This is a genomic window from Bacillus sp. JZ105 (genome assembly GCF_053903125.1).
The window spans coordinates 1,759,309-1,785,668 of the sequence record NZ_CP096387.1 but is presented as its reverse complement, the minus strand read 5'-3'; the positions used below and the strand labels follow the sequence as shown (position 1 = coordinate 1,785,668).

At 39.8% G+C, this 26,360-nt stretch carries 26 protein-coding genes and 2 pseudogenes; 7 read left to right on the top strand and 21 right to left on the bottom strand.

Annotated elements, in window-relative coordinates; genetic code table 11:
• Positions 1-40: 40 nt before the first annotated feature.
• Entirely contained in the window at positions 41-487 is a 447-nt protein-coding gene (locus tag M1D81_RS09035; RefSeq protein WP_456265010.1) for a hypothetical protein, read from the bottom strand.
• 294 nt (positions 488-781) lie between these two features.
• Between M1D81_RS09035 and M1D81_RS09030 the strand changes: the two genes are divergently transcribed.
• Positions 782-1,324: an IseA DL-endopeptidase inhibitor family protein gene (locus M1D81_RS09030; RefSeq protein ID WP_456265011.1), complete on the top strand. Its 543-nt coding sequence runs from the start codon at positions 782-784 to the stop codon at positions 1,322-1,324.
• A 32-nt stretch (positions 1,325-1,356) separates the two neighbouring features.
• Here the strand turns inward: M1D81_RS09030 and M1D81_RS09025 are convergent, their stop codons facing one another.
• From M1D81_RS09025 to M1D81_RS08995, 7 genes and pseudogenes are all read right to left on the bottom strand, one after another.
• On the bottom strand, positions 1,357-2,205 hold the full coding sequence (locus tag M1D81_RS09025) for an STAS domain-containing protein (RefSeq protein WP_456265012.1): 849 nt from the start codon (positions 2,203-2,205) through the stop codon (positions 1,357-1,359).
• A 139-nt stretch (positions 2,206-2,344) separates the two neighbouring features.
• Entirely contained in the window at positions 2,345-2,725 is a 381-nt protein-coding gene (locus tag M1D81_RS09020; RefSeq protein WP_044335941.1) for a NucA/NucB deoxyribonuclease domain-containing protein, read from the bottom strand.
• Positions 2,726-2,980: 255 nt separating this feature from the next.
• Positions 2,981-3,889 carry a trypsin-like serine peptidase gene (locus tag M1D81_RS09015; protein WP_456265013.1) on the bottom strand — a complete coding sequence of 303 codons (909 nt, stop codon included), beginning with the start codon at positions 3,887-3,889 and terminating at the stop codon, positions 2,981-2,983.
• A 194-nt stretch (positions 3,890-4,083) separates the two neighbouring features.
• Positions 4,084-7,227 (bottom strand): bifunctional cytochrome P450/NADPH--P450 reductase, encoded by a 3,144-nt coding sequence (locus M1D81_RS09010; RefSeq protein ID WP_456265014.1) that lies wholly within the window; start codon positions 7,225-7,227, stop codon positions 4,084-4,086.
• A 21-nt stretch (positions 7,228-7,248) separates the two neighbouring features.
• Positions 7,249-7,827: a TetR/AcrR family transcriptional regulator gene (locus M1D81_RS09005; protein ID WP_456265015.1), complete on the bottom strand. Its 579-nt coding sequence runs from the start codon at positions 7,825-7,827 to the stop codon at positions 7,249-7,251.
• A gap of 228 nt (positions 7,828-8,055) precedes the next feature.
• Positions 8,056-8,683 (bottom strand): annotated as a pseudogene (locus M1D81_RS09000) (DUF421 domain-containing protein).
• 64 nt (positions 8,684-8,747) lie between these two features.
• Entirely contained in the window at positions 8,748-10,964 is a 2,217-nt protein-coding gene (locus M1D81_RS08995; protein WP_456265016.1) for an RNA ligase, read from the bottom strand.
• A gap of 110 nt (positions 10,965-11,074) precedes the next feature.
• Between M1D81_RS08995 and M1D81_RS08990 the strand changes: the two genes are divergently transcribed.
• Positions 11,075-11,266 (top strand): hypothetical protein, encoded by a 192-nt coding sequence (locus M1D81_RS08990; protein ID WP_025093255.1) that lies wholly within the window; start codon positions 11,075-11,077, stop codon positions 11,264-11,266.
• A gap of 12 nt (positions 11,267-11,278) precedes the next feature.
• On the opposite strand, the gene M1D81_RS08985 is transcribed toward M1D81_RS08990, so the two are convergent.
• The 4 genes from M1D81_RS08985 to M1D81_RS08970 form a co-directional block, all read right to left on the bottom strand.
• Positions 11,279-12,187: a DMT family transporter gene (locus M1D81_RS08985; RefSeq protein WP_456265017.1), complete on the bottom strand. Its 909-nt coding sequence runs from the start codon at positions 12,185-12,187 to the stop codon at positions 11,279-11,281.
• 154 nt (positions 12,188-12,341) lie between these two features.
• Positions 12,342-13,193, bottom strand: coding sequence for an SDR family oxidoreductase (locus M1D81_RS08980; protein ID WP_456265018.1), 852 nt, complete (start codon positions 13,191-13,193; stop codon positions 12,342-12,344).
• 101 nt (positions 13,194-13,294) lie between these two features.
• Positions 13,295-13,708, bottom strand: a complete 414-nt coding sequence (locus tag M1D81_RS08975; protein ID WP_456265019.1) for an Rrf2 family transcriptional regulator — start codon at positions 13,706-13,708, stop codon at positions 13,295-13,297.
• A gap of 48 nt (positions 13,709-13,756) precedes the next feature.
• Positions 13,757-14,230: a VOC family protein gene (locus tag M1D81_RS08970; protein WP_456265020.1), complete on the bottom strand. Its 474-nt coding sequence runs from the start codon at positions 14,228-14,230 to the stop codon at positions 13,757-13,759.
• Between the two features lie 160 nt (positions 14,231-14,390).
• On the opposite strand from M1D81_RS08970, the gene M1D81_RS08965 reads away from it, so the two are divergent.
• Positions 14,391-14,831 carry a DUF2188 domain-containing protein gene (locus M1D81_RS08965; protein ID WP_456265021.1) on the top strand — a complete coding sequence of 147 codons (441 nt, stop codon included), beginning with the start codon at positions 14,391-14,393 and terminating at the stop codon, positions 14,829-14,831.
• A gap of 23 nt (positions 14,832-14,854) precedes the next feature.
• On the opposite strand, the gene ku is transcribed toward M1D81_RS08965, so the two are convergent.
• Complete coding sequence (gene ku, locus M1D81_RS08960; RefSeq protein WP_024425113.1) at positions 14,855-15,703, bottom strand: non-homologous end joining protein Ku; 849 nt, start codon at positions 15,701-15,703, stop codon at positions 14,855-14,857.
• Between the two features lie 115 nt (positions 15,704-15,818).
• Here ku and M1D81_RS08955 point away from each other — a divergent pair, with 115 nt between their 5' ends.
• Positions 15,819-17,654 (top strand): DNA ligase D, encoded by a 1,836-nt coding sequence (locus tag M1D81_RS08955; protein WP_456265022.1) that lies wholly within the window; start codon positions 15,819-15,821, stop codon positions 17,652-17,654.
• Positions 17,655-17,721: 67 nt separating this feature from the next.
• On the top strand, positions 17,722-18,417 hold the full coding sequence (locus M1D81_RS08950; protein ID WP_456267135.1) for a YoaK family protein: 696 nt from the start codon (positions 17,722-17,724) through the stop codon (positions 18,415-18,417).
• A 40-nt stretch (positions 18,418-18,457) separates the two neighbouring features.
• Here M1D81_RS08950 and M1D81_RS08945 read toward each other — a convergent pair whose 3' ends face one another.
• Both M1D81_RS08945 and M1D81_RS08940 read right to left on the bottom strand, forming a co-directional pair.
• Positions 18,458-18,766, bottom strand: coding sequence for a hypothetical protein (locus M1D81_RS08945; RefSeq protein WP_456265023.1), 309 nt, complete (start codon positions 18,764-18,766; stop codon positions 18,458-18,460).
• A gap of 380 nt (positions 18,767-19,146) precedes the next feature.
• The gene (locus M1D81_RS08940) at positions 19,147-20,259 is read right to left on the bottom strand and encodes a response regulator aspartate phosphatase (protein ID WP_456265024.1); all 1,113 of its coding nucleotides are present in this window, start codon (positions 20,257-20,259) and stop codon (positions 19,147-19,149) included.
• 542 nt (positions 20,260-20,801) lie between these two features.
• Here M1D81_RS08940 and M1D81_RS08935 point away from each other — a divergent pair.
• Positions 20,802-21,173, top strand: coding sequence for an iron chaperone (locus tag M1D81_RS08935; RefSeq protein WP_456265025.1), 372 nt, complete (start codon positions 20,802-20,804; stop codon positions 21,171-21,173).
• Between the two features lie 50 nt (positions 21,174-21,223).
• Here M1D81_RS08935 and M1D81_RS08930 read toward each other — a convergent pair whose 3' ends face one another.
• Positions 21,224-21,805 carry an undecaprenyl-diphosphatase gene (locus M1D81_RS08930; protein ID WP_456265026.1) on the bottom strand — a complete coding sequence of 194 codons (582 nt, stop codon included), beginning with the start codon at positions 21,803-21,805 and terminating at the stop codon, positions 21,224-21,226.
• Positions 21,806-22,033: 228 nt separating this feature from the next.
• On the opposite strand from M1D81_RS08930, the gene M1D81_RS08925 reads away from it, so the two are divergent.
• The gene (locus M1D81_RS08925; protein WP_456265027.1) at positions 22,034-22,495 is read left to right on the top strand and encodes a macro domain-containing protein; all 462 of its coding nucleotides are present in this window, start codon (positions 22,034-22,036) and stop codon (positions 22,493-22,495) included.
• A gap of 63 nt (positions 22,496-22,558) precedes the next feature.
• On the opposite strand, the gene M1D81_RS08920 is transcribed toward M1D81_RS08925, so the two are convergent.
• From M1D81_RS08920 to M1D81_RS08900, 5 genes and pseudogenes are all read right to left on the bottom strand, one after another.
• Entirely contained in the window at positions 22,559-22,957 is a 399-nt protein-coding gene (locus tag M1D81_RS08920; RefSeq protein WP_456265028.1) for an immunity protein YezG family protein, read from the bottom strand.
• A 68-nt stretch (positions 22,958-23,025) separates the two neighbouring features.
• Positions 23,026-23,433, bottom strand: a pseudogene (locus M1D81_RS08915) (DNA/RNA non-specific endonuclease); the annotation flags it as partial.
• A 322-nt stretch (positions 23,434-23,755) separates the two neighbouring features.
• Positions 23,756-24,130 carry an immunity 22 family protein gene (locus M1D81_RS08910; protein WP_135031704.1) on the bottom strand — a complete coding sequence of 125 codons (375 nt, stop codon included), beginning with the start codon at positions 24,128-24,130 and terminating at the stop codon, positions 23,756-23,758.
• A 12-nt stretch (positions 24,131-24,142) separates the two neighbouring features.
• Entirely contained in the window at positions 24,143-26,020 is a 1,878-nt protein-coding gene (locus tag M1D81_RS08905) for a T7SS effector LXG polymorphic toxin (protein WP_245207140.1), read from the bottom strand.
• A gap of 125 nt (positions 26,021-26,145) precedes the next feature.
• Complete coding sequence (locus M1D81_RS08900; RefSeq protein WP_432244192.1) at positions 26,146-26,280, bottom strand: hypothetical protein; 135 nt, start codon at positions 26,278-26,280, stop codon at positions 26,146-26,148.
• Positions 26,281-26,360: the final 80 nt, after the last annotated feature.

Here is a 26,360-nt window from a genome sequence, read left to right as displayed (position 1 = left end):
GCCGGTATTTCATCAGCTGCTGATGAGAACCGGCTTTTTCTTATGCACAAGAATAGGCAAGAATACTTGAGCTTGGGAAGGAACCAAATGTAAAGTTCGGCCATATAAAGCCAGTTGTTCGGCCAAAAGGCTGTGAAGAAAGAACGAACATTAAAAATACTTGGCCGTTTCTCAAAAGCACAATCGTCCATCTTCTATTACATCCCGCTGCAAATTGTACAGCTTGATGGCCTCCCCCTGCACCTTGCCCAAATAGAAATGACTGCATACTTTGAGGCTGAGAGAGTGCTTGCTGATACTGCGAAATCATATGCTGCGGCGGTGCTGGCGGTGCCGATTGTCCGCCTGACCCTTGACCTGGCCAAGTACCTCCTCCAATCGGAAACCCAGGAAAACCTCCAATTTGAGGAATAGAAATCGATGGCCATCCCTGCATCTGCCTATCATACGAGTAACCATTCCCTATACCTTCATACGGATGATACATACGAAACACCCCTTTCTTTAGACATTCGTCACGACAGTATATGTCTTAAATAAAAAAGAGTGTTAAACGTCTAAATAGAAATTTTCCAAAAGACGTTTCGTTCTTCTTTAGAACGGTTAAATAATGATTAAGAAGAAAAATAAAAAAAATGAAAACTTTTTGTCTCCCTCAAACGTTATATAATTAGAAACAAAAGAAATAAAAAACATTTAGATTTAATACTTGTAATATCACTGTAATTATTGTAACATTTGTAACATAAGAAGTTTTCATTGAGAAAAGGAGGCAATCGCCTTGAAAAAATTATTTGTTTTATTAACTGCTATTATGCTTATGATCTCATTACAAACGACAACATTGGCCGCTTCGAAGAAATCAGCCTCTTTGACAAATAAAGAAGCGTTACATATTGCCCTTGATGCAAGAGAACATTTTTGGAGTGCAATGTCAGGCTACAAAATGAAAGACCATTCAAATGTCAAATTAAAATCTTTTACCTATCAAGATATGACGTACAACTATCTTTCTAAAACATTTGATACAAAGAAAAAATTAAACAGCTACCTATCTCAAGTTTTCACTCAAGATGCCATCAAACATGGTTTAAAAGATTATCATTTCATTGTTCATAAAGGCAAAATGGCTGTTCCAGTCGGTGACGGAGACAACATGCTTAATTGGGAAAAAGCCACACCTAAACTTGTTTCTAAAAAACAAACGGTTCGCACATATGAATTTACTGTCCCAACACTTGATGGACGCAAAGTAAAACGAACTGTTACGTACGAAAAAGTACAAAAAAATTGGAAAGTCACACAAATTGACGCTGTCATTTAAATAAAAAACCAGGCCTTTCATCGGCCTGGTTTTTATATTGGAGAAAATTCAGTCAAACGGTCCAGCGCGTGAGCAAGTGATGATGCCGTGCGAAATTCATTAAAAGGAAGCCCGAGCTGCACTGCTGTTTGGGCAATTTCTGGTCTAATCCCTGAAATGGTCGTCTCTACTCCAATCAACCGAAGTGACGTGACAAGATCAAAGATTTGATGAGCCACCATTGTATCAATCATGACCACACCCGATAGATCAATACATAAATGCTGAACACCTTTTTGTGAACACTGATTTAGCGTATTTTCTAAAATAATTTTTGCTCTCGCTGTGTCAATGTCACCTACTAAAGGCAATAACGCAATCTGGCTTTTTAAAACAATTACCGGTGAGCTCAATTCGTAAATCATATCTCTTTGAGCCACGAGTTTTTCGGTTGTATTTTTCACATATTGCTGGATAAACACATGGATTGAAATATTAAACGCTTCGGAAATTAAATCATACCAATAAAAGATGCGGTCAATATCAATGTCATTTTGACGCTGTTTGATAAATTCTTTTAAGTAATGCAAAACCACTCTTTGATTGGACATGTATTCTCTCACGACATAATCTAATGGTGTATTTAAATGCTTTGGGTCACTGGCTAAATCCTCAGACCATTTTTTAAATTCAGTATGTAAATACGTCTTATCTTCAATAATAGCTCGTATAAAATGCTGGTAATAATCTTGATTCTGCCGTTTTAGCTCTGCTATGATGCTGGAATCTGTTGAACGATATATGGATTCTGGATCATCGTCCTCAATTGATTCATACCATGTTTCAGTCAGCTTCTCTGCATGCTGCATAAAAAAATCGTATAATGCACGGTTTTTATCCATAAGCAAATGTCCCTTCACATTTTCTTCTTGTCAGTCTTTGTACCTGATAGATTGATTGTACCACTGAATCTTTTGTCCCTGCTAGCTCGAATAGGCTCTGAGGATAAACAAAAGAGCCCCTAAGGAGACTCTTTCCGATTTATTTCACAATGAATAATATTCTTTTCCCATCAGGAAACCCGCTGATTTGGTGCCCGACCCATGAGCCTGCTCCCCTATTATCTGATGGGCTGACATATTGTACACTTGCGCCTTTTCCTCCCTCAAGACAAACCGCCATCGGCCATTCATCCCGGTCAAAGCCGGGTTTTGTCGGAATTCCTTTTAATGATTCTTGCCTGCGGGCATCTGCTCCATTTCGGTCAATGGTACACACATCTGAATGCCCTTTTCGAATGGCTTCTTGAATATGACTGCCTGTTTCAGGGTACCTTTCCTTTGGAAATTGAACGACATGATCATATCGATCAGCCCCTTTTGCTGCCTGCTTCTCTCCAAATCCGCCTAACAACGTGCCCATCCATATCACAAAACATAAGGCGACAGCAGCGATCCAGCCTCTTTTCATCTTCAAAAGCGCGTGACCTCCTCATCCATCTTAAGCATCTTGACTGAAAGGAAATGTGTCATTTTAATGTATGAGTGGTACGCAGATGACATGAGAAAAAAATGATGAGGGCTCTCAATCTCAAATCTCTCAGGTTAGACATATGAATCCTATCAATTCACTTCATAAAAAAAGCTTGTCCCCTATGAAGGAAACAAGCTCTATTTTTTATTGCGCTTTCGCATAGTTTATAAACTCAACAAAGGCAGCTGTCGCTTTCGGCCCGCCATTTATCGTTCCGTTTGAATACCCGGCGTTATGAACTCCAACGATTTGCTGGTTCTGATCCAGCATGGCAGAACCTGAATTTCCGCTGAATGTATCAATCGTATAGTATGCTAGATTCGTATCTTCTCTCGTCACAGGACCTGACATCTCCCATTGTGACACCTTACCAGTCGATCTCATTTTATCACCAGGATATCCTGAGATTTTAATGGTTGTCCCAGTCAAGTTTGTCACCTGGCGGATGGATCGGTAGCCGACCGTATTGCCAATGTTCGTATCGGTTTTAATCACGGCAAAGTCATATTGGCTTGCACCAGTATTAATATACCCGCTTGGTACATAGAACTCAGTCATTTTTGCAGAACCGTTCACCGCAGTACTATCATTCATACCAGGATATACAGTCCCTTTCTCACTATAGCTTCTCGATGCCGTATTGTACACGCAGTGTCCGTTTGTCAAAATTTTGTTAGGAGCAATGAGTGTTCCCGTACAGCTTGAGCCGCCAAATGTAATATAAGCAATCGAATTGTATGGTGCCACTCTTGTATTTGCTACTTTGGTTCTGCCATCGTCTCCAATGACGACTTTCGTTTGAAAATCTTTTAAATATTTTGATAGTGGTTTTACTTTTTCGCCAACAGTAGAAGAAAGATCATCCACTTTGTCAAAGGATGAGGGGGCTTTCGTATCATTGTGGAAATCACTTGAAGAAATCACTTTTCCATTAGAAGTCACCATGTCATAATCAGACGTTAGTACTGAATCCGATGCAGCATGGGCAAAACTAGGCACACTTAAAGCACCAAAAACGAGAAGAGAAGGGAGTAACATTTTCACCTTTTTCATCATATTCCTCCTTTATGTCCTATATCAAAAATCATACGATTGTTTCATATTGGAGTAAATGAGAGAATATTCTTATTTTTTACAAAATATTTCATTTCGAAATTAGGTGTTTTGTATCTTCCCAACCTTCATTCTATCGATCTATTTCTATGAGAACAGAAAAAAACCGCCTAATTGGCGGTCTTTCCTCCTTGTCAGCTCCACACATCTTTTACATATCTATTGTCATTTGCAAGGGCTGTCAGCCAATTTTCAGCTGTTTCCTTCGAGCATTGTTTCTCGTTTTGATAGAGATCGATCAGTGTAGTTTCTACATCTGGAGCCATGACTTTTCCGTCTCCGCACACGTACAGATAAGCACCTTGATCAAGCAATTCAATGAGCATGCCCCCGTCTTCTTTCAACAAATGCTGGACATATACTTTTTGCTCATCGTAACGAGAATAAGCACGATGGATATGGACAATGCCGTTTTGCGCTGCAAGCTGCATTTCATCAAAATATAGGTCATCTTCTTGAGGGTGACGGCAGCCAAAATATAAGTGGGCTTCGCCTAGCTGCTTCCCTTCCTTCTGCCACACTTCTCTTGCCTGAACAAATCCTCTAAATGGAGCAATTCCTGTACCTGGTCCGATCATAATCATTGGTACTTCTGATGAAGGAGGGAGCTGGAATCCAGCCTGCGCTTCATGCAGGAAGCAGGCTACTTCTTCTCCTTCTTTTAGATCACATAAATAGGTTGATGCGACTCCGGCATATTCTCCGTGGCCGCTCCACGCTTTGCCTTTTACAACTGCTACTGTGATACTGACCTTTTCTTCATCTACTTTTGGCGAGCTAGAGATCGAATAATAACGCGGCTTCAAACCTGGTAAAAGCGCCAAAAAGTGTACAAATGGCAGTTCACACGCTTCATATTGATCTAATAAATCCAGCATGGTTACTCGTTTCTTTAAGATGGCTTCTTGATATGCTTCACCAGCCATTTGTTCAAGTTCCACGCGGTGAGGCGGACATACCGTATGTGCTGCAAGCTCTCTTAGCTGTGTACGTGTCGCAGGTTCTTGAAGCTCAACATGCGAGGCAAGTAATTCTTTGATTGGAATCGGCTGATCTAAAGGTAAATGACTTGCCTCTTTATCAGATGAAAGCTTAATGCGCTGCTCTGGATCTAGTTTAAAGCGGCGGATCACACGCTGAACGAGTGCATCACTATTTTTCGGTACAATCCCAATATGATCCCCTTCTTTGTATGCTTTTCCAGCAGGCAATTTCAATTCAATATGTCTTGTCTGCCTCGTGCTTTTTTCTGATTGTAATTCTTCATTTTTCAATACAACGGCTGAAAAGGCATCATATATTTTAGCTACAGGACGCTCCACTAGATCATTCGTATAAGAAACTGATAGGTTTGGTTTTTCCTTCCCTTTTTCTTGGAAGGTGAGCTTAAATTCTTTTGCAAGCTGTTCGAAGACTGTTTTCTGGAAGATTTCTTTATCCTCATCCATATCACCGCCTGCATCACCTTCTCTTAAATCAGCTACACGTTTGGCTCCTTTTCTTTCTAGAGCTTCATCAATCAGACGGGGGATCCGCTGGTACGTACTCGCCCAATTTCGATCTCCGCATCCAAAGACAGCAAATGTCACGTTTGATAAATCCTGCTCTTCATCCTGCGTCAGCCAATCCACAAATTGCTTCGCATTGTCAGGCGGATGTCCGTTGTATGAAGCGGTCACGATGAAGACAGCACCTGTATCTGGCAATTGGCGTGTAAAGTCATCAAGCGGCGCAATGGTCACATCAAATCCTTTTGCTTTCCCGTCTTCAGCCAGTTCGTTCGCTATTTGCTTTGCCGTACCAAGATTTGATCCGTATAAAACTAGTAGCGGTGTACCGTGACTCGCCACTTTTGACTCACTTGGTTTGGTGCTTTCCTTCGGTTCTTCTTTCAGTGGTGCCATAAAGAATTGCTGCTTCCTTGGCCGCACTTTGATTTTAAAATCGTTAGGTTTAATTGTGAGAGATTCTTTTAAATCAAGCTCATAAGATGTGTGATCAATTAACTCTAAATTGTGCAGGACCATCGCGAGAACCATCGTAGCTTCATGCAGGGCGAACTGCATACCGATACATGCACGCTGTCCATTCCCAAAAGGTTTATAGGCATGCTGCGGAATTTTCTCAGGATGTGCAAACCGCTCTGGTTTAAATTCTTCAGCATCCTCGCCCCATACTGCTGGATCACGGTGTAATTTAGGAAGCAGAACAGAGACACTTTGATTCTTTTGAATCGGATATTTCCCCCCAATTACTGTGTCCTCTTTCGCATAAAGAGAGAACGAAGGCGCTGTTGGCCAGAGGCGAAGAGCTTCATTTAACACCATACGAGTGTAGCTTAGCTTTTGCACCTGTTTAAATGCTGGAAGCCCGCCCTGCAGCACTTCATCTGCTTCTTGGACGGCTTTCTTTAATTTCTCTGGATTCTTCAGTAAGAAATAAATCGCAAATGATAGCAGCCCGCTTGTTGTTTCGTGCCCCGCAATTAAGAAGGTGATGATTTGATAACGGATATTTTCATCGGATAAACGTTCACCTGTTTCTGGGTCCTCTGCATGCAGCATAAGAGACAGTAAATCATCGCCTGTTTTATCTTGTTTTCTTCGTTCCTGAATAATGTCATCTACTAATTGCTTCATAAAATCAACATGCTGGTCAAATTCTTTTCTTCTTTTGATCATCAGTTTATCTGCAATTGGCAATCGGCTCGACTGCTCCATTGCTTCATTTAAGCCTTTCAGCATGCTTTCGACGAACGGATGCTGATTTTCTTTATAAAAGCTGTTAAAGCGAAAATCAAAACCGCAAAGACCGATTGTATCTAAAGTCAGCTTTGTCATATCCTCAGCTACTTCAATTTCTTCATCGCGGCCTGTTCTTTGCCATTTTTGCACGAGCTGTGTGGCAATATCGAGCATCATTTCATGATAGCCCTTCATGGCCTGCTGGCTGAATGCAGGCATCAAAATTTGATGAGCCTTTCTCCAGTTCGGTTCTTCTGTCCAGCTCGTAAATAACCCATCTCCTGCAAATGCCCTTACTTTATTGAGACTAATTCCAATAAATTTATCAAAACGGCTCTCGTCACATACTTCCTTAACAAGTTCATGACTGGAAACAAAAATACTTGTATCATTTGAAAATTCAAACTGAAAGATCGGTCCTAATTCATCTGCCAGCCGCCAAAAAGTTTGAGAAGGTTCACCCTTTTTTATATGAGGAATATTCTTAAAAGGTCCGTATGTTTTTGGTTTCGGAATGATTGATGTTTGCTTCATATGCCCACTCCCTTTATCTCTTTATGATGCAACGCTGATGGCACGCCATAAACATTGCTCAATATCCTCTAAAAATTCAATTGTTGGCTCTATTTCTTCGGCAAGAATTTGTTTATGCAGCTGCACAAATGCACCAAATACAATAGATAAAATGGTTCTGCCTGAGAGGTTTGGGTGAATCCCATCCTTTTTCCCTTCTTCAAAGATAAGGAATAGCTCATGTAACAAATCCTGCATTTTCTCTTTGCTTGTCTCGTCTAAATAATGGGACTGTTTATCAATCTCTAAGAAATACAGCCCGCTTGGATTCTCCTTTGTAAATAAAACTAAGCAATAAAATACATGCTTAAAGTACGCCCGAATACTTAACTTTGGATCTGGACTGTTTGTGTTCATTTTTTCGATAAATGCTGAGAGGCTGCGCTGGTACAAAATATTGACGAGTGCCTCCTTGCTGTCAAAATAACGGTAAATAGTGCCCGCTCCAACGTTAGCTCTTTTTGAAATCATCGGCATTGTGGTGCCATCAAAGCCTCGTTCAATAAATAGTTCCAGCGAAGCCTTCATGATTTGTTCTTGTTTATCAGTCACTGCTGGCATTTCATCCCCTCCTTTTAAAACTACAGGAATGAATGTTCATTCCGCTGGCGATATATTATATTAATATTTTAAATTCATCTATTTATACTTAAACATACTTATTTTACTCTGTCACCACATTTTCTGAAAATAATAATAATTGAGAAATGATACCTAGTCACACGACATCCAAAGGGCTTATAAAGATTGTCAAATGTGTGTCACGCAGGTGTCATCAGCACTATACATTCATTCCTGATCGATTGGGGAATGAATATGGTCGTCATATGTATCAATATATAAGCTTCCATTACTTGAACGGACAGCATAAACAATGTCCTTTAAGGACAGCTGCCTTTTTTAAGCTCTTCTTCTATCCATTGCTCTGTTAATTGATTTTCTTGTATGTTTTTTTGGATGAGTTTCCCGTCCATGATGACTTCAATCGGCATGTAACGCTCTGTCTCCATGAATAAATGAAGATCCTTCCGCGTGACTTTTTCAAACGAAGGGTATTTTTTCACTGACATATGCCCATCTGTTTCAATCATTGCAAATTCAACTTCGCTAATATTAAAGATGTCTTTTTCTCTCAGCTGCTGATTTAAATAATCAAGGGTATATCTCATCCCTTTCATATTCCCTTCAATAATTTTCCATTTTGTATGATAAGTGACACAAAGGAAATCGTTGTGTGCTGAAGCGGGAGCGTTGTATTAAACGCCAGGTTCGCTGCAATTGAACCTAAGCTGATGGCTGCTATAAAATCAAAAATATTCATTTGCGCAATGGTTTGTTTCCCTAAAAGACGTGCTCCTCCAAATAAAATCGCAAAAGCAAACATCGTCCGAAGAATGACTTCAATATGGCCAGGCATGCAAGTATCCACCTTTCAATTGCATCAAAAAAAGCCTTTTCCTTAGAAAAGACTCTTTGTTAGATTATGCATTGATTTCATCATTATTCAATTGGGCAGTACCGCTTTGTTCAAATTGTGATCGCAGTTCAATAATTGAGCTATTCCTCACATGATCTGCTTCTTGCTCAAGAAGCCATGTATAAAATCTTGCTTGCTCCGCTGTCTGCAAAGCCTGCATATATTTTTGCGAGGTACGCTTCTCTGCAACGCGCTGCTTCATCCCGCGCATCTGCTTCCAGAATTGATAATAAGGGAGCTTGAGTTTGGTCATAAAGCCTTGATCATCCTCAATGACATACCCCTCTTCTTTAATTGTGTTATCATGAGAGACCGCCTGATACCATTTATAAAAAGACGTCCAATCATGGAAAACAGCCACTTCCTGCTTGCAGGATATTCCAAGCTGTTCACTTAATCTTTTCACTTCAGCGAATGGTGCTTTTTCATAGCTTAACTGCCGCTTCACAATATCAAGTAAAATGAGTTGATCTTGTTCATATGTGATAATATGCGGATCTTTTTCTGGCAAAATGACTTCAAACACAAGAGATACATGGTGGTCACGGACATATGATTTAATGTAATCAGCCTGCACATCACTGAAGGTCTTATTAAATAGCTCTTCGACCCATGAAGCATGCTGATTTTGTTTCACATGTGATGTATAGGATTTGGATGTAAACACCAATTCATCTTCCATTTCATTATACCCAACAGTTCCTAAGTATCCATTTGCTTTATCATATACGGTGACAGGGAATTGAAGATGGTTCACTAAATGCTGCATTCTTGTCTCCGGACGCTCATCAATGTTAAAAAATTTATTGTAGCTTCTAGACACAATCTGCTTAGAAACCATATTGACAAACAAACCTCTTGCTTTCACATTCACATCATCCCACTGCCGTTCACTAAAAGCCTTTTTCGTAAAATTAAAAGATGAAATATGGTGCGGAAGCTTTAATTCCTGTACATATTCATGCTGATCTAAATGAGCTAAAAAATCATCCAGTGAAATATCTGGCTGAACAGCAGCTGATTGTTTTTTCTCAGATGCTCTGTAAACTGGATTGTCAATTTCATGGGTCTCAATCCCGTCAGCTGTGATTTTCAACACCCGCAGCTGCCCCCCAAATTCAACCTGACCTTCTAGGTTATAAGACCTTTCCGCTGCGTGAATAGGCAGTCTGTATAAATTGCGATGCCCGTGAATTTGGATGATATCCATCCCAGCCGTATTTTGAACAAATAAGTGATCAATATCATCTGAATATTCTCCTACGCCGTGAATGAGCTGCTGTGTTGAGACATGCAGAAGTTCTTCAGGCAAATGAGCGAGCCCGCCATGTGTAACAAGAAATGTCTGATCATGGTACGTAAAATAAGTCAGCTGATGAAAGGTTCTGACAAACTTTCGTACTTCCTTCAAATCAAAGTTTGCTGCTTCGATTTCAGGCACTGTATGACGATTAAACATATTGCTTCTGACTTTTTCACCATGTGCAAACCGGTATAAATGCTGATCATGATTGCCTTCAATGACGATGACATTCCGGCATTCTCTATGGGCGAGCATCCATTCTAATACTTCTTTGTTTTCTATTCCTCTATCAAGCAAGTCACCTGCAAAAATATAAAGTTCGTTTTCTTTGATGTCTCCTTGCAAATAGGTGGTAAGTGCGGTGTAACAACCGTGAATATCTCCGAAAACATGAATGGCCTCATATTGATCAAAGGATCGAGGCTGATAAGTCATCACTTGCGGATAATCCTCCGGCTGCAAAACAGTCACCCATGATGGGACCTTTTCTGTTTTTAACCGCTCGTTCATTTGATACAAAACAGATTCCCGCACCACTTTGTGAGATTCACGTGAGCGATTTTGCAAAAGAGCTGTTTCAAGGGGTACCTGCGTGAAATCGACGACATACACCCTGTAACGATAAGATGTCGCTAAAGACTTATATTGAGAAATCGATTTACTTGAAATATGTGTCGCATCAATTACAGTAAAGTCTCCGCGCTCCATACGGGCTGTGAGTAGATCGAATAATAAAGACCAAACTTTGTGGTCATGCTTGCTTGAAATGTCTAGTTTCCCATTGACTGATAGCTGCGGCGGCTGAGTTAACAGCCGGATTTGATCCGCTGATAAAGTGTAAGGCTCTAAGCCTTGTTCTTTGATCCATGTTGATTTACCTACGCCTGGGAGACCTCGTAAAAGGACTAAAGTTCTCATATTGGTTCTCCTTTAATGAGTGATATTTTACCTATTATAGATAAATTATGGATAAATCTCAATCTTTTATTGATTATGGTAATATATAGGTAGAAAAGGAGGTTTTACGTATGTCTAATGGAGAGAATGTGGCATTCAACATGGGAGATCTTCTATTTCAAGTGTTCTCTCTTCTATTCATTGCCTTTATTGTGACAATCATTGTTATCGCATTTCGCATGATTAGAAGAAAACGAATGGAATTGAAAAAAATCGAGGCAAGATTAAACAAAGTGATTGAAAAAAACGATTTAAAAGAGTAAAAAATCCGGAAGTTAACCGGATTTTTTTGTTTTCATTAAGATACCTTGACGCTGCTGCATCAAAAAGAAAAAGACGCCTAAAAGAACAAGCAGACCGCCAAGCATTTGAAGCAGCGTAACTTTCTCTCCAAGCAGCCATACAGCAAGGATCGTTGCCCCAACAGGTTCACCTAGAATACTCATTGAAATGGTAGTCGCATTAACATAGGTTAATAGCCAATTATTAATGACATGAGACATCGTGGGAATAATGGCGAGCAATAAAAAGATTCCCCACTCTTTAACCGGATAGCCTATAAAAGGAGTTTGCTGAAGCAAGTTGAATAAAATTAAAAAAAGACCGGCAAAGCCAAATACACAAAAACTATAAATCCAATGAGATATTTTTCTTACAGCCTGTTGGCCTATTAACAAATAACAAACAACAGCGATCACACTCAAAAAGGATAAAAGATCTCCTAAGATGGCTTCCTTGCTATGACCAATATCTCCCCAGCCTATCATGAGGGCACCTACAATCGCCCCACACATCGTTAATATTGCAGACATTGTTGTTCGTTCACGGAAAATGAGGAATCCGCCTAATAAGGACACCATCGGCTGAAGGGCGATAATAATGGTAGAGCTTGCCACTGTCGTCAGCTTCAGTGAGCCAAACCATAACACAAAGTGAAGCCCTAAAAAGAAGCCTGAGGTACATAGGAAAAACCAGTCTCTGCGCTTTATCGAGAGAAATTCTTTTTTTCTTGGCAAGATAAACGGCAGCATGAGAGCCGCCGCAAAAATCATTCGATACATACTTAAAATAGCAGCAGGTGCATTTGACCATTTCACAATGATTGCAGAAAACGAAATAGCAATAATTGAAATCACAAGCGGCAGTGCAATTGATTTCGTTTGAGCAGTTGTCTTCATTTCCATTAGCAGCTTCCTTTACATCAGCAGTAGATGAGCAGTTCATCTTGTATGTCGTCATCTTACTATGTCCATTCACCTAGTGGCAAGATGATTTTTTAAAACTGGCGTGAGCTTTTCGGATGGAAAAAACGCCCTTTTCATAGGGCGTTATTGTTGTTTATTCTGAAATCAATTCACGAATTCTCTCTTCAATAGGTGTTAACGGCCGGCCTAGTAATGTTTCGAAATCTTGGCTTTCGACAGCTAAAGCACCATCGCGTATGCCGCTTTGAATGGCTTTGACAAATGGCACTGCTTCTTTCGGTACACCATTTGAAGCTAAAAAGTCTCCAAATGTGTCTACATCTATTTTTTCTACTTTGATTTCTTTTCCACTCACCTTACTAACAATTTGTGCAAGTTCACTATGCGTCCGAAGAGGTCCTGACAGTTCATATATCTCCTGATCATGTATGGGAAGTGTTAACGCATTTGCTGCCGCTTCTGCGTAGTCATTTCTTGTTGCCCAGCCAACCTTTCCTTCGCCAATTGGACTTAAAAATGGTGCGCCGCTGACTGACGCCAGAATCGTATCTTTTTCGTTTTCAACATACCAGTTGTTTCTTAAAAATACATGAGGAATGCCAGAGGCCAAAATGGCTTCTTCTGTTTTGGCATGGTCATTTGCAAGGACAAGCTGACTCTCTCTTGCATTGACAACACTTGTATAAGCAATAAACCTCACATTTGCTGCTTTCGCCGCTTCAATTGCTGCTTTATGCTGCTCGACGCGGTCACCATCCGCTGTTGAAATGATCAACAGACGATCAATGCCCTCAAATGCTGATGTCAGGGTATCTGGCTGAGTAAAATCTCCACGGCGTACATCCACCCCAGCATCCTTCAAATGTGCTGCTTTTTTCGGATTTCGAACACTGACTGCAATTTGTTCAGCCGGTACTTTTGTGAGCAAATGCTTGACGACGAGCGATCCAAGTTGTCCTGTTGCACCTGTTACTAATAATTTCATTTGTTTGACCTCCTCATTTTTCGTTCAACGGTGATGTGCATACGTTATAATCAAAATGGTTACAACAAAGGTGTAAAAAAAGCTCCTAAGTACGAGCTTTTTTATTCCGCCTCTGTTAATAATTGCTGAATTGTCACTTGCTTTAGGTGATTCTCAAGTGCAGCTTGTGCTTCTTTTAGTTCATGCCGAAGTCTCGTGTCCATCGCTTGACCAATCGGGCATGCGATGACGGGCTGATGAAAGTTAAATAATTCTTCATCCTCGCTTACATCCACAGCGCGGTACACATCTAACAGCGTGATGTCCTCAGGCGGTCTATTTAAATAAGCACCGCCCACACCGCGGCGAATTTCAATGAGACCCGCCCGTTTAAGCATTGCCATCATTTTTCGAACAATGGCTGGATTTGAATTCACGCTCTCTGCAATAAAATCACTAGTACACTCTTTTGGAACACCTGCAATAAATGACACAATATGAACAGCAATCGGATACCTGCTGCTAATTTGTTTCACAATCTTTCACCACCGTTGTAATCAATATAGTTACAATGAGTGATTTTGTCAATCAATAAACGGATTTTTCTTTCGTTCCCAATCCTCATATGTCATGATATCGTAGTCTTCTGCTGTATCAAGTTCAAGCGGCGCAATGCATTCAAGCAGATTCTCATCTGGGTCAAGAAAATAGATCGCTGCATGAAATTGCGGCGGATTATCGAGAACTAAAGGCTGTTTTTCTTCTGAAAAACCAAACATTGGGTGAATGCTGATGCCTCTTTCAATCAGCCAGGCTTTGATTTGTTCGATGCTGGATGTTTTAATTCGGAAGGCTACATGTCGAGTTGCTACGTGATATGGAATAGTGGACATATCTGCCTTCCATATGCCAAGCCAGCTCTTTCCTTTCTCAATCCATAAAAAGGCTACTCTTTCATTCTCATGAGCAAGTGTCAATCCCAATTTTTCATAAAACGCAATCGATGTCTTCAAGTCACTCACAGGTAAATGTGCTTCATACAAACCTTTCATCATCATCAAAATCACTCCTTTTCTATCTTCTATTCTGCAGGAATTGATGATATTCTGCCTCAGCAAAACGATGTATTTTATCCCTAACATTGGTTTGAGAGTACTTGTATGTTTAATCCATTGCAGATGGGGGAAGGTGTTCAAGTAAAAGAAAGGAGCGGTCCATATGCCTTGGACGATGAACGATTATCCAGCTTCATTTCAATCATTAGACAACGTCATTCGGAAAAAAGCGCTTGAGATTGCCAATAAAATGATTCAGGAAGGCTATGAGGAAAATAGAGCCATTCCAATTGCAATCAGTCAAGCGAAGGAGTGGAAAAAGAATGCCACCGAGAAAGAGATAGAAAATTTCTCATCTCATGGTTCTGTCAAACCTTCAGAGAGCAGCTCCGCAAGACCAGAGCTCATGGATCATGCGCAGCATGTAGTGAAACACGAGGAAGGCTGGGCGGTTCAAACAGAGAAAGCGAAACGAGCAAGTGAGGTCAAAGAAACAAAACAAGAAGCCATTGACCGGGCAAAGGAGATTTCAGCTAATAAAGGAACTTCCGTTGTCATTCATCGAAAAGACGGGACGATTCAGGACGTGTTAAAGCCGCAATAAGACCGCTCGTCAGCGGTCTTGTTTTATGCATTCTTTTCTTTTTTCGCTGGAGTTTTTCTTTTCTTAGGCGCTGCTTTTTTCGCTTTGGCTGGTTTTGATCGGTCGATCGAAGCCTGTAGTGCGGCCATTAAATCTGTCACATTGGCTGCAGGATCTTTTTTGCCTGTCGTTTCTGGCTGAACGGTATGTTCTCCAGATATTTTATCGCCAATTAAATTCATCAGCTGTTCTCTGTATTCATCTTGATATGCCGCTGGATCGAACGTTGTGGTCAGCTGCTCGATTAAAAGGAGCGCTGTATCTAACTCTTTCTTTACAATGTTCTCCTCTTGGGGGATATTCGGCACATCTGATACTTGTCTAATTTCGTCAGGGAAATGAATGGTTTCCATCAGCAAAATATGTTCATAGCACCTAACGATCGCTAATTGCTCCTTAGAGCGAATCATAATCTTAGCGACACCAATTTTCCCCGATTCCTCTAAAGCTTTTCTTAATAATGAATAAGCCTTCGCTCCGCCGGTATCCGGTGATAAGAAGTAACTTCTTTCGTAATAGATTGGATCAATCTCCTCAATCTTTACAAAATCAATGATTTCAACGGCTTTTTCTTCATTTTCTTTTCGCAGTTTTTCCAGCTCTTCATCGTCCAATTCAATAAATTTATTTTTCGCATATTCATACGCCTTCACAATTTGTTCCGGCGCTACTTCTTCACCGCAATTGGCACATACTTTCTTGTAGTTAATGGGCGTGTGACACTCTTTATGCAGCTGTCTTAATTTAATGTCTTTGTTCTCTGTAGCGGTAAACAGCTTGACTGGAATATTGACCAACCCGAAACTAATGCCGCCTTTCCATACTGTATGCATCGCGCTTCCTCCGTTCTTTTCTCCTTACTATGTAATGTTTTCATCAGACTTATGTATGTGATTGAAAATTTCATCCCACTCTAAGAACACACGATATAAGGAAGTGACATGCACAATGAAACCTATGCGATTAACACCTGCACATGATATACCTGCCGGTGCAGACTGGGTGTATGAATTAAAATATGATGGCTTTCGGGCTATTCTTGTCTGGGAAGAAGACGAGATTCGTTTAGAAAGCAGGACCGGAAAACAGCTAAATGAGCAATTTCCTGAAGTGATGGATCGATGCGAACAATTAAAAGACCAATTTGCTCCCTTTTTACCGCTGACACTTGACGGAGAATTGGTCTTTTTACTGAGTGAACAGCAAAGCGAGTTTGCGAAGGTTCAGCAAAGAGGCAGGCTGAAAAACAAAGAAGCCATCCAAAGACAGGCTGAACGATTTCCGTGTCATTTCATTGCATTCGATCTATTAAGCAGCAAAGGGAAACCTCTCGTTGATTCACCGTTGATGGAAAGAAAAAATCAGCTGCAACAATTATTCCAAGAAGCAAATCTCCCCTTATCAGTTCAGCTGGAGCACCCTTCCCTTTTGCAGGTCATTCATACAGACCCCGACTCTGAATACATGAAAAACTTAATGACGACGTATTTAGCAGAAGGACTAGTAGCGAAAAAAAAGTCGAGTAAATGGTACGACAATACTCGTTCAAAAGAATGGCTGAAAATGAAAAACTGGCGGTATGTTTCTGTCATTATCACCCGTTTTGACAAAGAAAATGGCTATTTTCAAGGTTCCATTTATCAAGATTCGGCTCTCATCGAGGTTGTCCAATTCAAGCATGGTTTTTCTAAAGAAGAAGAACAAACGCTGCGTACACTATTTCAGACAAAAGGCCAGTTAACAGGAGGAGGATCTTTATACGAAATCCCTCCTTCTATCGTTGCCAGCATTGCGTGTATATCCTTTGATGGATCGGCGTTAAGAGAGCCGCGCTTTTCTTCTTTTTTACTAGATGCTGATCCAGCAGCATGTACATTTCAGCAAATGCTCAAACAGCTGTATCCACTCCCTGCTGCTATAGACGTCACTCACCCAGAAAAACCGATTGTCCCGGCTCTTCAACTAAACAAGGCAGATTACTTACTTTATTTAAGACAAGCGGCTCCCTACCTGTTGCCCTTTTTACGTGAAAGGCGTCTTACTTTAATTCGGTATCCACATGGCACTGGAGACGAATTCTTTTATCAAAAGTCGACACCTGATTATGCGCCGGATTTTGTTTTAACAGATGAAATTGACGATATTTCTTATACGGTCTGTAATGATCCTCGTACGCTTCTTTGGCTTGGCAACCAGCTGGCAATGGAATTTCATATCCCTTTTGAGACAAGAGATACGGATCGGCCGACAGAAATCGTCTTTGATCTAGACCCGCCATCTGTAAATGAGTTTCATCTAGCCATAGAAGCGGCCAAACGAATCAAAGCGCTTTTAGACGGGCTTTTTCTCACAGCCTTTATTAAAACAAGCGGAGGTAAAGGGCTTCAAGTCTATATTCCTTTAAAGAAAAACGCCTTCACATACGAAGAAACAAGACAATTCACCGCATTTATATGCCAATTTTTATGTGAGCAAGCACCGGATCTTTTTACTCTGGAACGTCTTAAGAAAAAACGCGGCAATCGCTTGTATTTAGACTACATTCAGCACGATGCTGGGAAAACAATCATCGCTCCATATTCTCCAAGAGGAAATAAACTTGGACTTGTTGCGACACCGCTTGAATGGGACGAACTCTATCATGATGAGCTTCATCCTTCTCTTTTTACGATGCCGGCTGTTATAGAGCGTTTAAAGGAAAAAGGCGATCCGTTCCGCCGCATGAGGCACCTTGTGAATGATGATGCTTTTAGACAAGTCTTACATCAGCTTGCACACATGTGACCATCTCATCAGATGGACATTTGCGGTCATGAAGCGTTACACTTATTCATTAGAGAGGAAGAAAGGGATGACTATTTTGACCGCACATTCATTTCGAAATACAGCTTTAATTTTCATATGTCTTTCCGCAGGAATTGTGGATGTGATTGGCTATTTAAGCCTGGGGCATGTGTTTACAGCCAATATGACAGGTAATATTGTGCTGCTTGGCATTGCAGCAGGAAGTTCCTTGCAGCTAACAGCTCTTCATTCGATCATTGCTCTAAGTGGATTCGTTTTAGGGGTTTTACTTGCAGTGGTGATAGGCGGAAATCACGAGAAAACGTTTTGGCCAAAAGCCGTTACACGCATTTTTATCATCGAATTGATGATTTTGCTTCTATTTGCTCTCATGACCATTTTCCCTTATACACAAGGTGCTTACTTTATGTTGATCATCCTTTTAAGTATGGCGATGGGCATGCAAACGGCGGCCGCTCGTAAATTGAATGTTGCTGGGATTTCCACAACTGTTCTCACGAGTACACTTGCTAACCTATTTGAAGATGCAGCCCAGCGCATATCATACCGGGAAAAAAGAAAGGCCCCTATCCAGCTTGTAAGCTTGCTGCGAATAGGCTCTATTGCCTTCTACTGCCTAGGTGCAGCTATTGCTGCATACACAGATCGTTACGATCCGTTTATCATCATTTGGCTGCCGATCATCATTCTAGGCATCATTGTGATCACTGCTGGATTGAAGCACTTTCACCAATTGAAATAGCCTCTCTTCAGATGGCTATTTCAATGATTGTGATTTTACACTAATAACTCCTTACATAAAAACCAGGAGGACGTCCCGTGATGAATGTAGAACCATATGGATATCCAGAAAATGCCCCGAATCCTCCGTACCCGGGAAAACCGCCTAAGCCAGAGAATACACCAGGGCTCAAATAATACCCGCCAAAGCCGATATGGGAACCGACCGGCCCAATATGTGCCCCGCCTCCGCTAAAACCGCCTCCATGAAAACCGCCATAAACCCGTGGATACATACAATCTCCTGCCTTCGAATCAGACCTTATCTCATCATATGCATGACAAATGGGGCGGTGTTCCTGCTTTTTCATTCCTTCTATGTACATTAGACCAATTTGTTAAAATTTGAATGAAAAGTCCTGAAAAAAATTAAATTAAGCAAAGAAAAGTGACCTTTTTAACTTGTTGCTATGCCCTATGTTTATTTAGAATAATGGAGCAGGTAATAAATTTGCACACCCCCTTTGTTGCGAATTCTTCTTATTAAACGTTCTTGGAGCGTTTAATAAGAAGAGCCTATTAAAACACAAAAAACCCTTGCTGACGATCATCAACAAGGGCGAGAGATAAATGGTATTAACCACCAATGATTTTTTCTGCAACTTCGAATGAACCTGCAACGTTTTGCGATAGAACAGTCGCAGCGACCGCTAAACCGACAACGAATAATACTTTTAATCCTGTTTTCATCTTAAATCAACCCCATTCTTTTCATATGTAAATCCGCTTCTAAACTTTTGTTCAAGTAAAAAACAGACTGCTCATAAAGTGCTTGCTTTTCACAATATTTTGCTGCAAATTGTGATAGCTCTTTTACTTCATGATATTCATTCTTCTCTTCTAACTTTCTTAATTTCTCATCAATTTGCTGAAATCTTTGTGACGCATGCGTTAAGTAAAGATCATGTACGATGCCTATTTTTAGCTGAAACACTTCATGAGAAGCATCTTTTATTCTGGCATATGCAGCCTCTATATATTGGCTTGCACGCTGCTTTTCACCAATCACACAGAGTTCCCGGCTGATCAGATACGTAGAATGGAAAAAGAAATCTGAATCATAATACTCTTGATGGGACAGTGCTTTTTCAAGATGACGTATCGATTCCTTCGGTTTATTCCAAAATGAATATAAAATGGCCACATTGTGATGAAGCTGAGCCAGCATAAAATCATCCTGCTCATTTGTCAAAACTTCTTCCGCCAAACGATAATTCTCAAGCGCCTCTTCATACCGGCCGATCTCCGTTAGATTCGCTGCTATGAGGGAGTATGAAAGGGCCGTTCTTCTTTCATACTGCTTGTGCCGCTTATAGACGTGCAGCGCTCTGCGGATATAGCTTAATGAGAGCATGATATGACTGAGCCGGTAATAAAGCCATGCCACTTTAAAATCGAAATCAGCACGTTCTATCTCACTTGGAATTTTATCTAAGAGCTTTTCAGCACTTTGATACATTTGCAATGCAACCTCATAATTACCTTGATGCTGCTCATACACACCCTCATAAAAATCAAAATAATAGGCAAGACGATTAGACAGGTCATCTTCTTTTTTTCCATAATGACCCTCTATGCTTTTCGTTGAAACATTGCCCTTTTGACCTCTTAAATTGTACATAAGAATGTGATGCCTCTTCTCAAGAAGAGAATAGTATATGAGGATATCCGCATCGTCAATTTCCTCTACCGCTTTTTTCGCTTTGGCAAATAACCGTTCTGCCTCATCTGCATGATCTTTTTTGATTTCCATGTTCCAGTCATTTAATAGTGATGCCAATTCCGCAACAGGAACTTTGCTCATTCTACACCCCCAATCACCTTCAGCTGCAACACATATTTCACTAAATATGGAACTTCTATTAGCAATTGCTAATTAGTCCATTTGACATCATTTTAATATGAATCACTTGAATCTTCAATAACCGTTTCCATTGAAAGTGCGTTTCTTTCTCCTAGTCAATGATATTTGCGAAAAAATTCCGCCTTTTTTTAAAATAAACATCTTGAGATGAAATGAAAAAAGCCCAATGTCGAGGCTTTCTAATCTGATGATGGTTCATAGCAGCTTTTCATTTATCCAGTTTCTTTATATAATATGATCAATCACTTACACGCCTCAGTAGCTCTAGAAGGGAAGAGCGCCGTAAAACAAATTGTAGCTGGCGGGTCGCAAGGCAAGGGTTTCAGAAGCACCGAAAAGCACATGAGCTGAGACAGGTGAAATTCCTGTCGGTGAAATTCCGTAGGGAAGCGTGTTGCCCCTAGCCTATGCTTACGAAAGGAGTGCGGGTTCGAATCCCGTCTGAGGCTTATGAGGTAGATGGATTGGGAGGATAAAATATCATGCATGTGTTTGAAGAATATATCAGCAAAATCGGTAACCCGGAGCTGAAGCAGCGCACTCAAGACATCTTACAATGGGTAGAAGACACATTCCCTCAATTAGAGCCAAGAATTGCTTGGAATCAGCCCATGTTCACAGATCACGGCACATTTATTATTGGGTTTAGCGTGGCAAAACATCACATTTCTGTCGCACCAGAAGCAAAAGGAATTGATCAATTTTCAGCTGACATTGTACAAGCTGGGTACGAGCATGGGAAAAATCTGTTTCGCATGAAAGAAAGCTTGCCAGTTGATTATCCTCTCCTAAAGAAAATCATCGAATTTAATATCGAAGACAAAGCGGATTGTTCAACGTTTTGGCGAAAATAAACAGTACCCCGATCTCAGCTTTACAGATCGGGGTATTTTACTGCTGCAAGTTATTTTATTCTCTTCCCTACCAATTTTTGTTCAACCCATTCATAACATGACAAAAGGGCATGAACGTTCTTTTGGCATATCGGCAAATATACAACGGCGACGGCTGTTAAACACGCTATAGCAGCTCCTGCTAAGACATCAAATGGATAATGAACACCTACCCAAATCCTTGAAAAACCAACAGCACACGCAATGATCAGCCAATACATATGGCGTTTGTGAAACAGCCAAAAGATCACGCAAATCGAAAAAATAAAGATGGTATGATCACTCGGAAACGAGTTATTCACTTCCTTTTGAATCAAAAGATTGACGCGGCTCATTTCTGCAAAGGGCTGCTGATTAAAATAAAACACCCCAGCGATTTTCCCAAGTAACTCGGCGAGCACGAAGGTCAGTCCGGCAGAAACGACCATCGCTCTATTGTACCTGCTGCGATTTTGAAACCATACGAACAGACACACAAGCACTGCCAGCAGCACTGTATATTCAGCTAGTCCAATAAATATTGGATTCAAGTAACCATGATCGATACTGAGCTCATTCACCCACCTAAATAAATCTTCATTAAGTCCCCGCATCTCATTTCATCCCTTTTTACTTGATTTACGATAAGGATAATTGAAATGAGATGTCTGCCTCCATCGATCGAACGAACAAACCATGGAATCATATGACATGTTTGTCACTTTGCTGTCACCTGAACATCGTGTACTAACTAAAAACTCATCAAAGGCTATTAAATCATAGAAACAAAACTGCTATAATAGAACTTAAGTTTGCATTTTATCAAAAAGGGGTTACTGCATATGATCAAAACGGTAGACGGCAATATATTAGAGGCAAGCGAAGACATCATTTGTCACCAGGTGAACTGTAAAGGCGTCATGGGAGCTGGATTAGCGAAACAAATCAAAAGCAAATATCCGAATGTGCACAAAGATTATAAACAGTTATGTACAGAACAAGGAGATGACTTGCTAAGCTCCGTTCAACTCATCACAACAAAAGACGGAAAAACAATTGCCAACTTATTTGCCCAAGCTGGATACGGAAGAACAAGACAGCAAACAGACTACGATGCCTTACGCAGCTGCTTTCAACACCTAAAGGATACAGTGACACAATCATCTGAGGAGAAACACCAAACGTCCATCGCCATTCCATACGGGATCGGCTGCGGCTTGGCTGGCGGCGATTGGACGATTGTGGAAGAGATGATTGAAGAGGTGCTGGGTGATTGTGAAGTGACGGTTTATCGGTTTAGATAATGGAATGAGGTTTTTTGAAACATATATGAGAAATACCCTCCTTTATTCGGAGGGTATTGTGCGTTAGTTATCGTCTTTATTTTTTATATAATTTAATACGGCTTCTTTATCTTCTTCATCTTCAGGGAGATATCCCAAATTTTCATATTCCCAAATAGCCATCCGTTGATAGGTATTGTAATGAGAGTTCAATACATCATCATAATTAAAATCAATGGTAAATTGATTCCTATTCTTGATTTTCAGCGTTAAATTTGTCCAAGTTTTTTGCTCGTTAATTTTAAATTCATCTCTGAGTTTCTTAAAAGAATCCTGTAAATTAATTAATAAGTCATCATATATATTTTCACTGACCTCAAATATATCAGGAATATCATGAGAATAAATATATTCTTGTTGTTTGTTTGTATTAAAGAAAAAATAAACTTCACGAGAGTCATCCAGAATTTCCGCATATAGCAAATATTATTTCATTTATTGTATTCAAAATTTCTTGATAAACTTCATTCGATGGTTCCATTTCCATTGAATTAACCTCCTGGCTTATTTTCAATCGATACCTTTTTAACTCTCCTAGCTCCAATTTTATACTTAATTTTAAATAAAGTTGGTCGCATAGAATCTCCTTCATATCTAATGCTTTCTATGGAAACTGATACTGTCTCAGGTGGGACTTTCCTCAAGGCTGCCAACCATTCCTGCTCCAACTGATACCATTTCCCACCACTACGATTAATCTGTGAACTCATCGGCACAAGATTATCAATACCCCCAGACCCTTTAAAAATAGATGCGATTAAATGACCTCCGTCATCATCCAGTAATCGATCTGGCTTACCTGAATTGGATTGGGCATATTGGTTTCTTTTAACCTCTCCGTATTTTAAATCACTTGCTTCGACTTTGACAATACGTCCGTAGTGATCGTTCGTAAAAGTTGAGAAAAATTTAAAAGGCAGGGAGAAAGGCAAGGTAAAATATTCAGGAATAAAATGGTAATATATGACGATTTTTAAGAAATTCATTAAATAGGGCATACAATCTAAAGGTGTTGTACGTACTAAAAATTTTGTTAAAACATCAGATTGGGATTGCAAAGATTATCTCTATTCAGTAAGTAATAAATAGTTTATTTCGTCACGAGGTATCTCTTCAACAAAAAAACCTTGAAAGGCACTTTGCCAATCAAGGTTTCAATAAATTACATTATATCAATCTCTTTGCCTGTAGTCTTGCTAATCAGAACCTTTAAGGGTTCTCTTATTCATAATTTGTAGTAGCAATAAAATCAAAAGCACCAGTTGAACTAATTTCATTGTTATATTCAAAATTATATATTAAAATTACTGCGTTATATGATTTCTTTAGGTTTATACTTTTCTGGATTTTTGGGATGACAATCTCTTCATACGAACACCCATTTAATAATGATGAAATATCACTACTACTATTCTTATAGACTGCTTTTTCTATTGTATCCTCATCTGTTTCATCCATATCAATATTAAAATCAATGAAAAATTTGGAAGGTACAGACTCGCCATCCTCATCATACTTTAAATCTACATACTCTTCTATAGAGTCCCCTTCTTTAATAGTACCTAGCCAAATAGAAACCCATCCTTGTTTTTCCATTATAATATCCTCCTACTTTAATTTTAGACCTTCCGGTAAAGATGAAACCCCACCCTCTAGTCTATAATTAGCCCAATTATTAAGTCGTCTTACAAATGTATCATAGTCGCTAGAAGTGTCTATTATTGCTAACAATTCATTATGTGCCTTAGTTGAGCCTAATCCACCATGGACACCGTTTGGATTGACGAATTTAACATCAGATATTGCTGTTCGTAAATCTTTAATCTCTTCCGCACTAATATTCCAATGCTTAAATTGCGGCGCTCTTGAAACTAAGTGCCACTCATGTAAACCTCCAGGTTCTCTAAGCTGACGTTCAATTTTCTTTCTAATTCTTTTATCTTTCCAAAGTTCGTCTAGTTCTTTACTTGTAAGGGAATTGAAAAATTTATTAAAGTTCCCACTTTTTGCAGTTGGTATATCATCGACAGTTAATTTGGTTATATCATTAGCATTGTCTATACCCTTAGATCCTTTATTAGATGAGGTCAAATGACCTCCATTACCTTCTGAATTGTCTAGTCGCTTCGCCATGGAGAGAAGCTTATTTTTGATATTCTCACCATCAAACACATTATAAGGCAGTTTCCCTCCACCTGCTAGTTGAAACTTTGGTGAATATGGCAATAGATTTGGAATGGTGACGTTATCGATCGATCTTGCTCCTTGTTCAAGCCCTTTCTTCACCGTTGTTTTGGCCGCTGTAGTCCCCGTTTTTGTAATGGCACCTGCCCCTTTAGAACCAAAGACGATTTCTGCTAGAGAACCAGTTGCATAGGCGAACCAGTGTGATCGAGAATATGCATCACCATCGATGACTTCTTTTTGGAATGAGTCTGAAATCGACTTTCCAATCGCTTTCGATGTTTCAATTGGATGTGAAACTGCCGTTACGACCGATTCAACGGCACCTCCAGGATCTGTCACAAGATCATAGATGCCAACTACTGTATCTTTGGCCACATCATATAGACCAACTGCTGCTCCTTTTACAACATCAACAAATCCCTCTGATGCTTCTTCCTGCGCTTTGATCTGGAGAAGCTGGCTGTAATACATTTTTTGATCGTAAGAAAGATTTTCATATCCAATTTCGTCTACAATCTCAAAGTATTTTTCCTCTGATATACACGAAGGATCGTTGAGTTTTTCTTTCAATTCTTTGATTCTTCGTTTCTCTTTTTCTTCTTTTTTCAATTTTAAATATGCTTTCACCTGTGCATCGATTTTATCATGATTCTTGTACACATCTGTCTCATGAAATTCTTTTGAATCGTAATACATGGGCTGCGCATTTTTCCCTTTTCCTGTAGCAGCCATCATTTTTGCATAAAAGGTTGCAAGATGTTTCTCAATCGCTTCTGATTTTTCGTATTCAGTTTTTAGGGCATGATCTAATTTATGTACAGCATCAATTGCCTCTTTTCTTTTTTTATTCGCATCGTCTAAATGTTCATTGACCTCTTTACTTGAAAATACATTCAGTTCTATGAGATCACTGATGTCATCAAAAATAGTGGATAGGGCTTCTTTTTGTTCCTTGACCATATCTTTATTATTCTGAATCCCTTGTTTCAGTTGAGCGTTTAAGAAATGCTCATCAATAAATGTACTCCCGCCTAACGATTCATCATCAAGCTTTCCTTTTACCCCATCTAAAAAAGCTTTTTGCATATCAATAAAATCAAGATAAGTGTCTGTGTAAAGCGCAAGATCCTCATAAAAGGCTTTGATATTGTCTGCACCTTTTCCAGTAAATTTATCACCTAATCCCGACACACTTTTTAATGCTTTTTTCACATGCTGCATTTCGTCTCGAAGCTCCTGATAGGCTTTTGACCTTTGTTCGACAGCTGATAGTAAAGATGGAGCATCTAATATTTTCATATAAAAAAGACTCCTTTAATGGCGTATTCTTTTACTAGAATACCATAAGGAGTCTTACACTTTAATCCACTTTATCGTTTTTTAACCAATTATCCTCCGTAGTGGCGGATTAAATCTTATCCCTTTTATGATCCTGCCCCTCTAGAGAAAAGCAACACTACATCATTTTTCTCATCTGCCTGAGTTTGTTGTCCAGCAGGCATTCCAAGAATTGCACCTAATAGCAAAGCGGTAGTAATCATCATCATTATTTTTTTCATGATCATATGACCTCCTTTCCTATAAGCGTACAAGATTTCAAAGCCAATTCCAAGAAGTAGTTACTTTCTTCATAAAGATT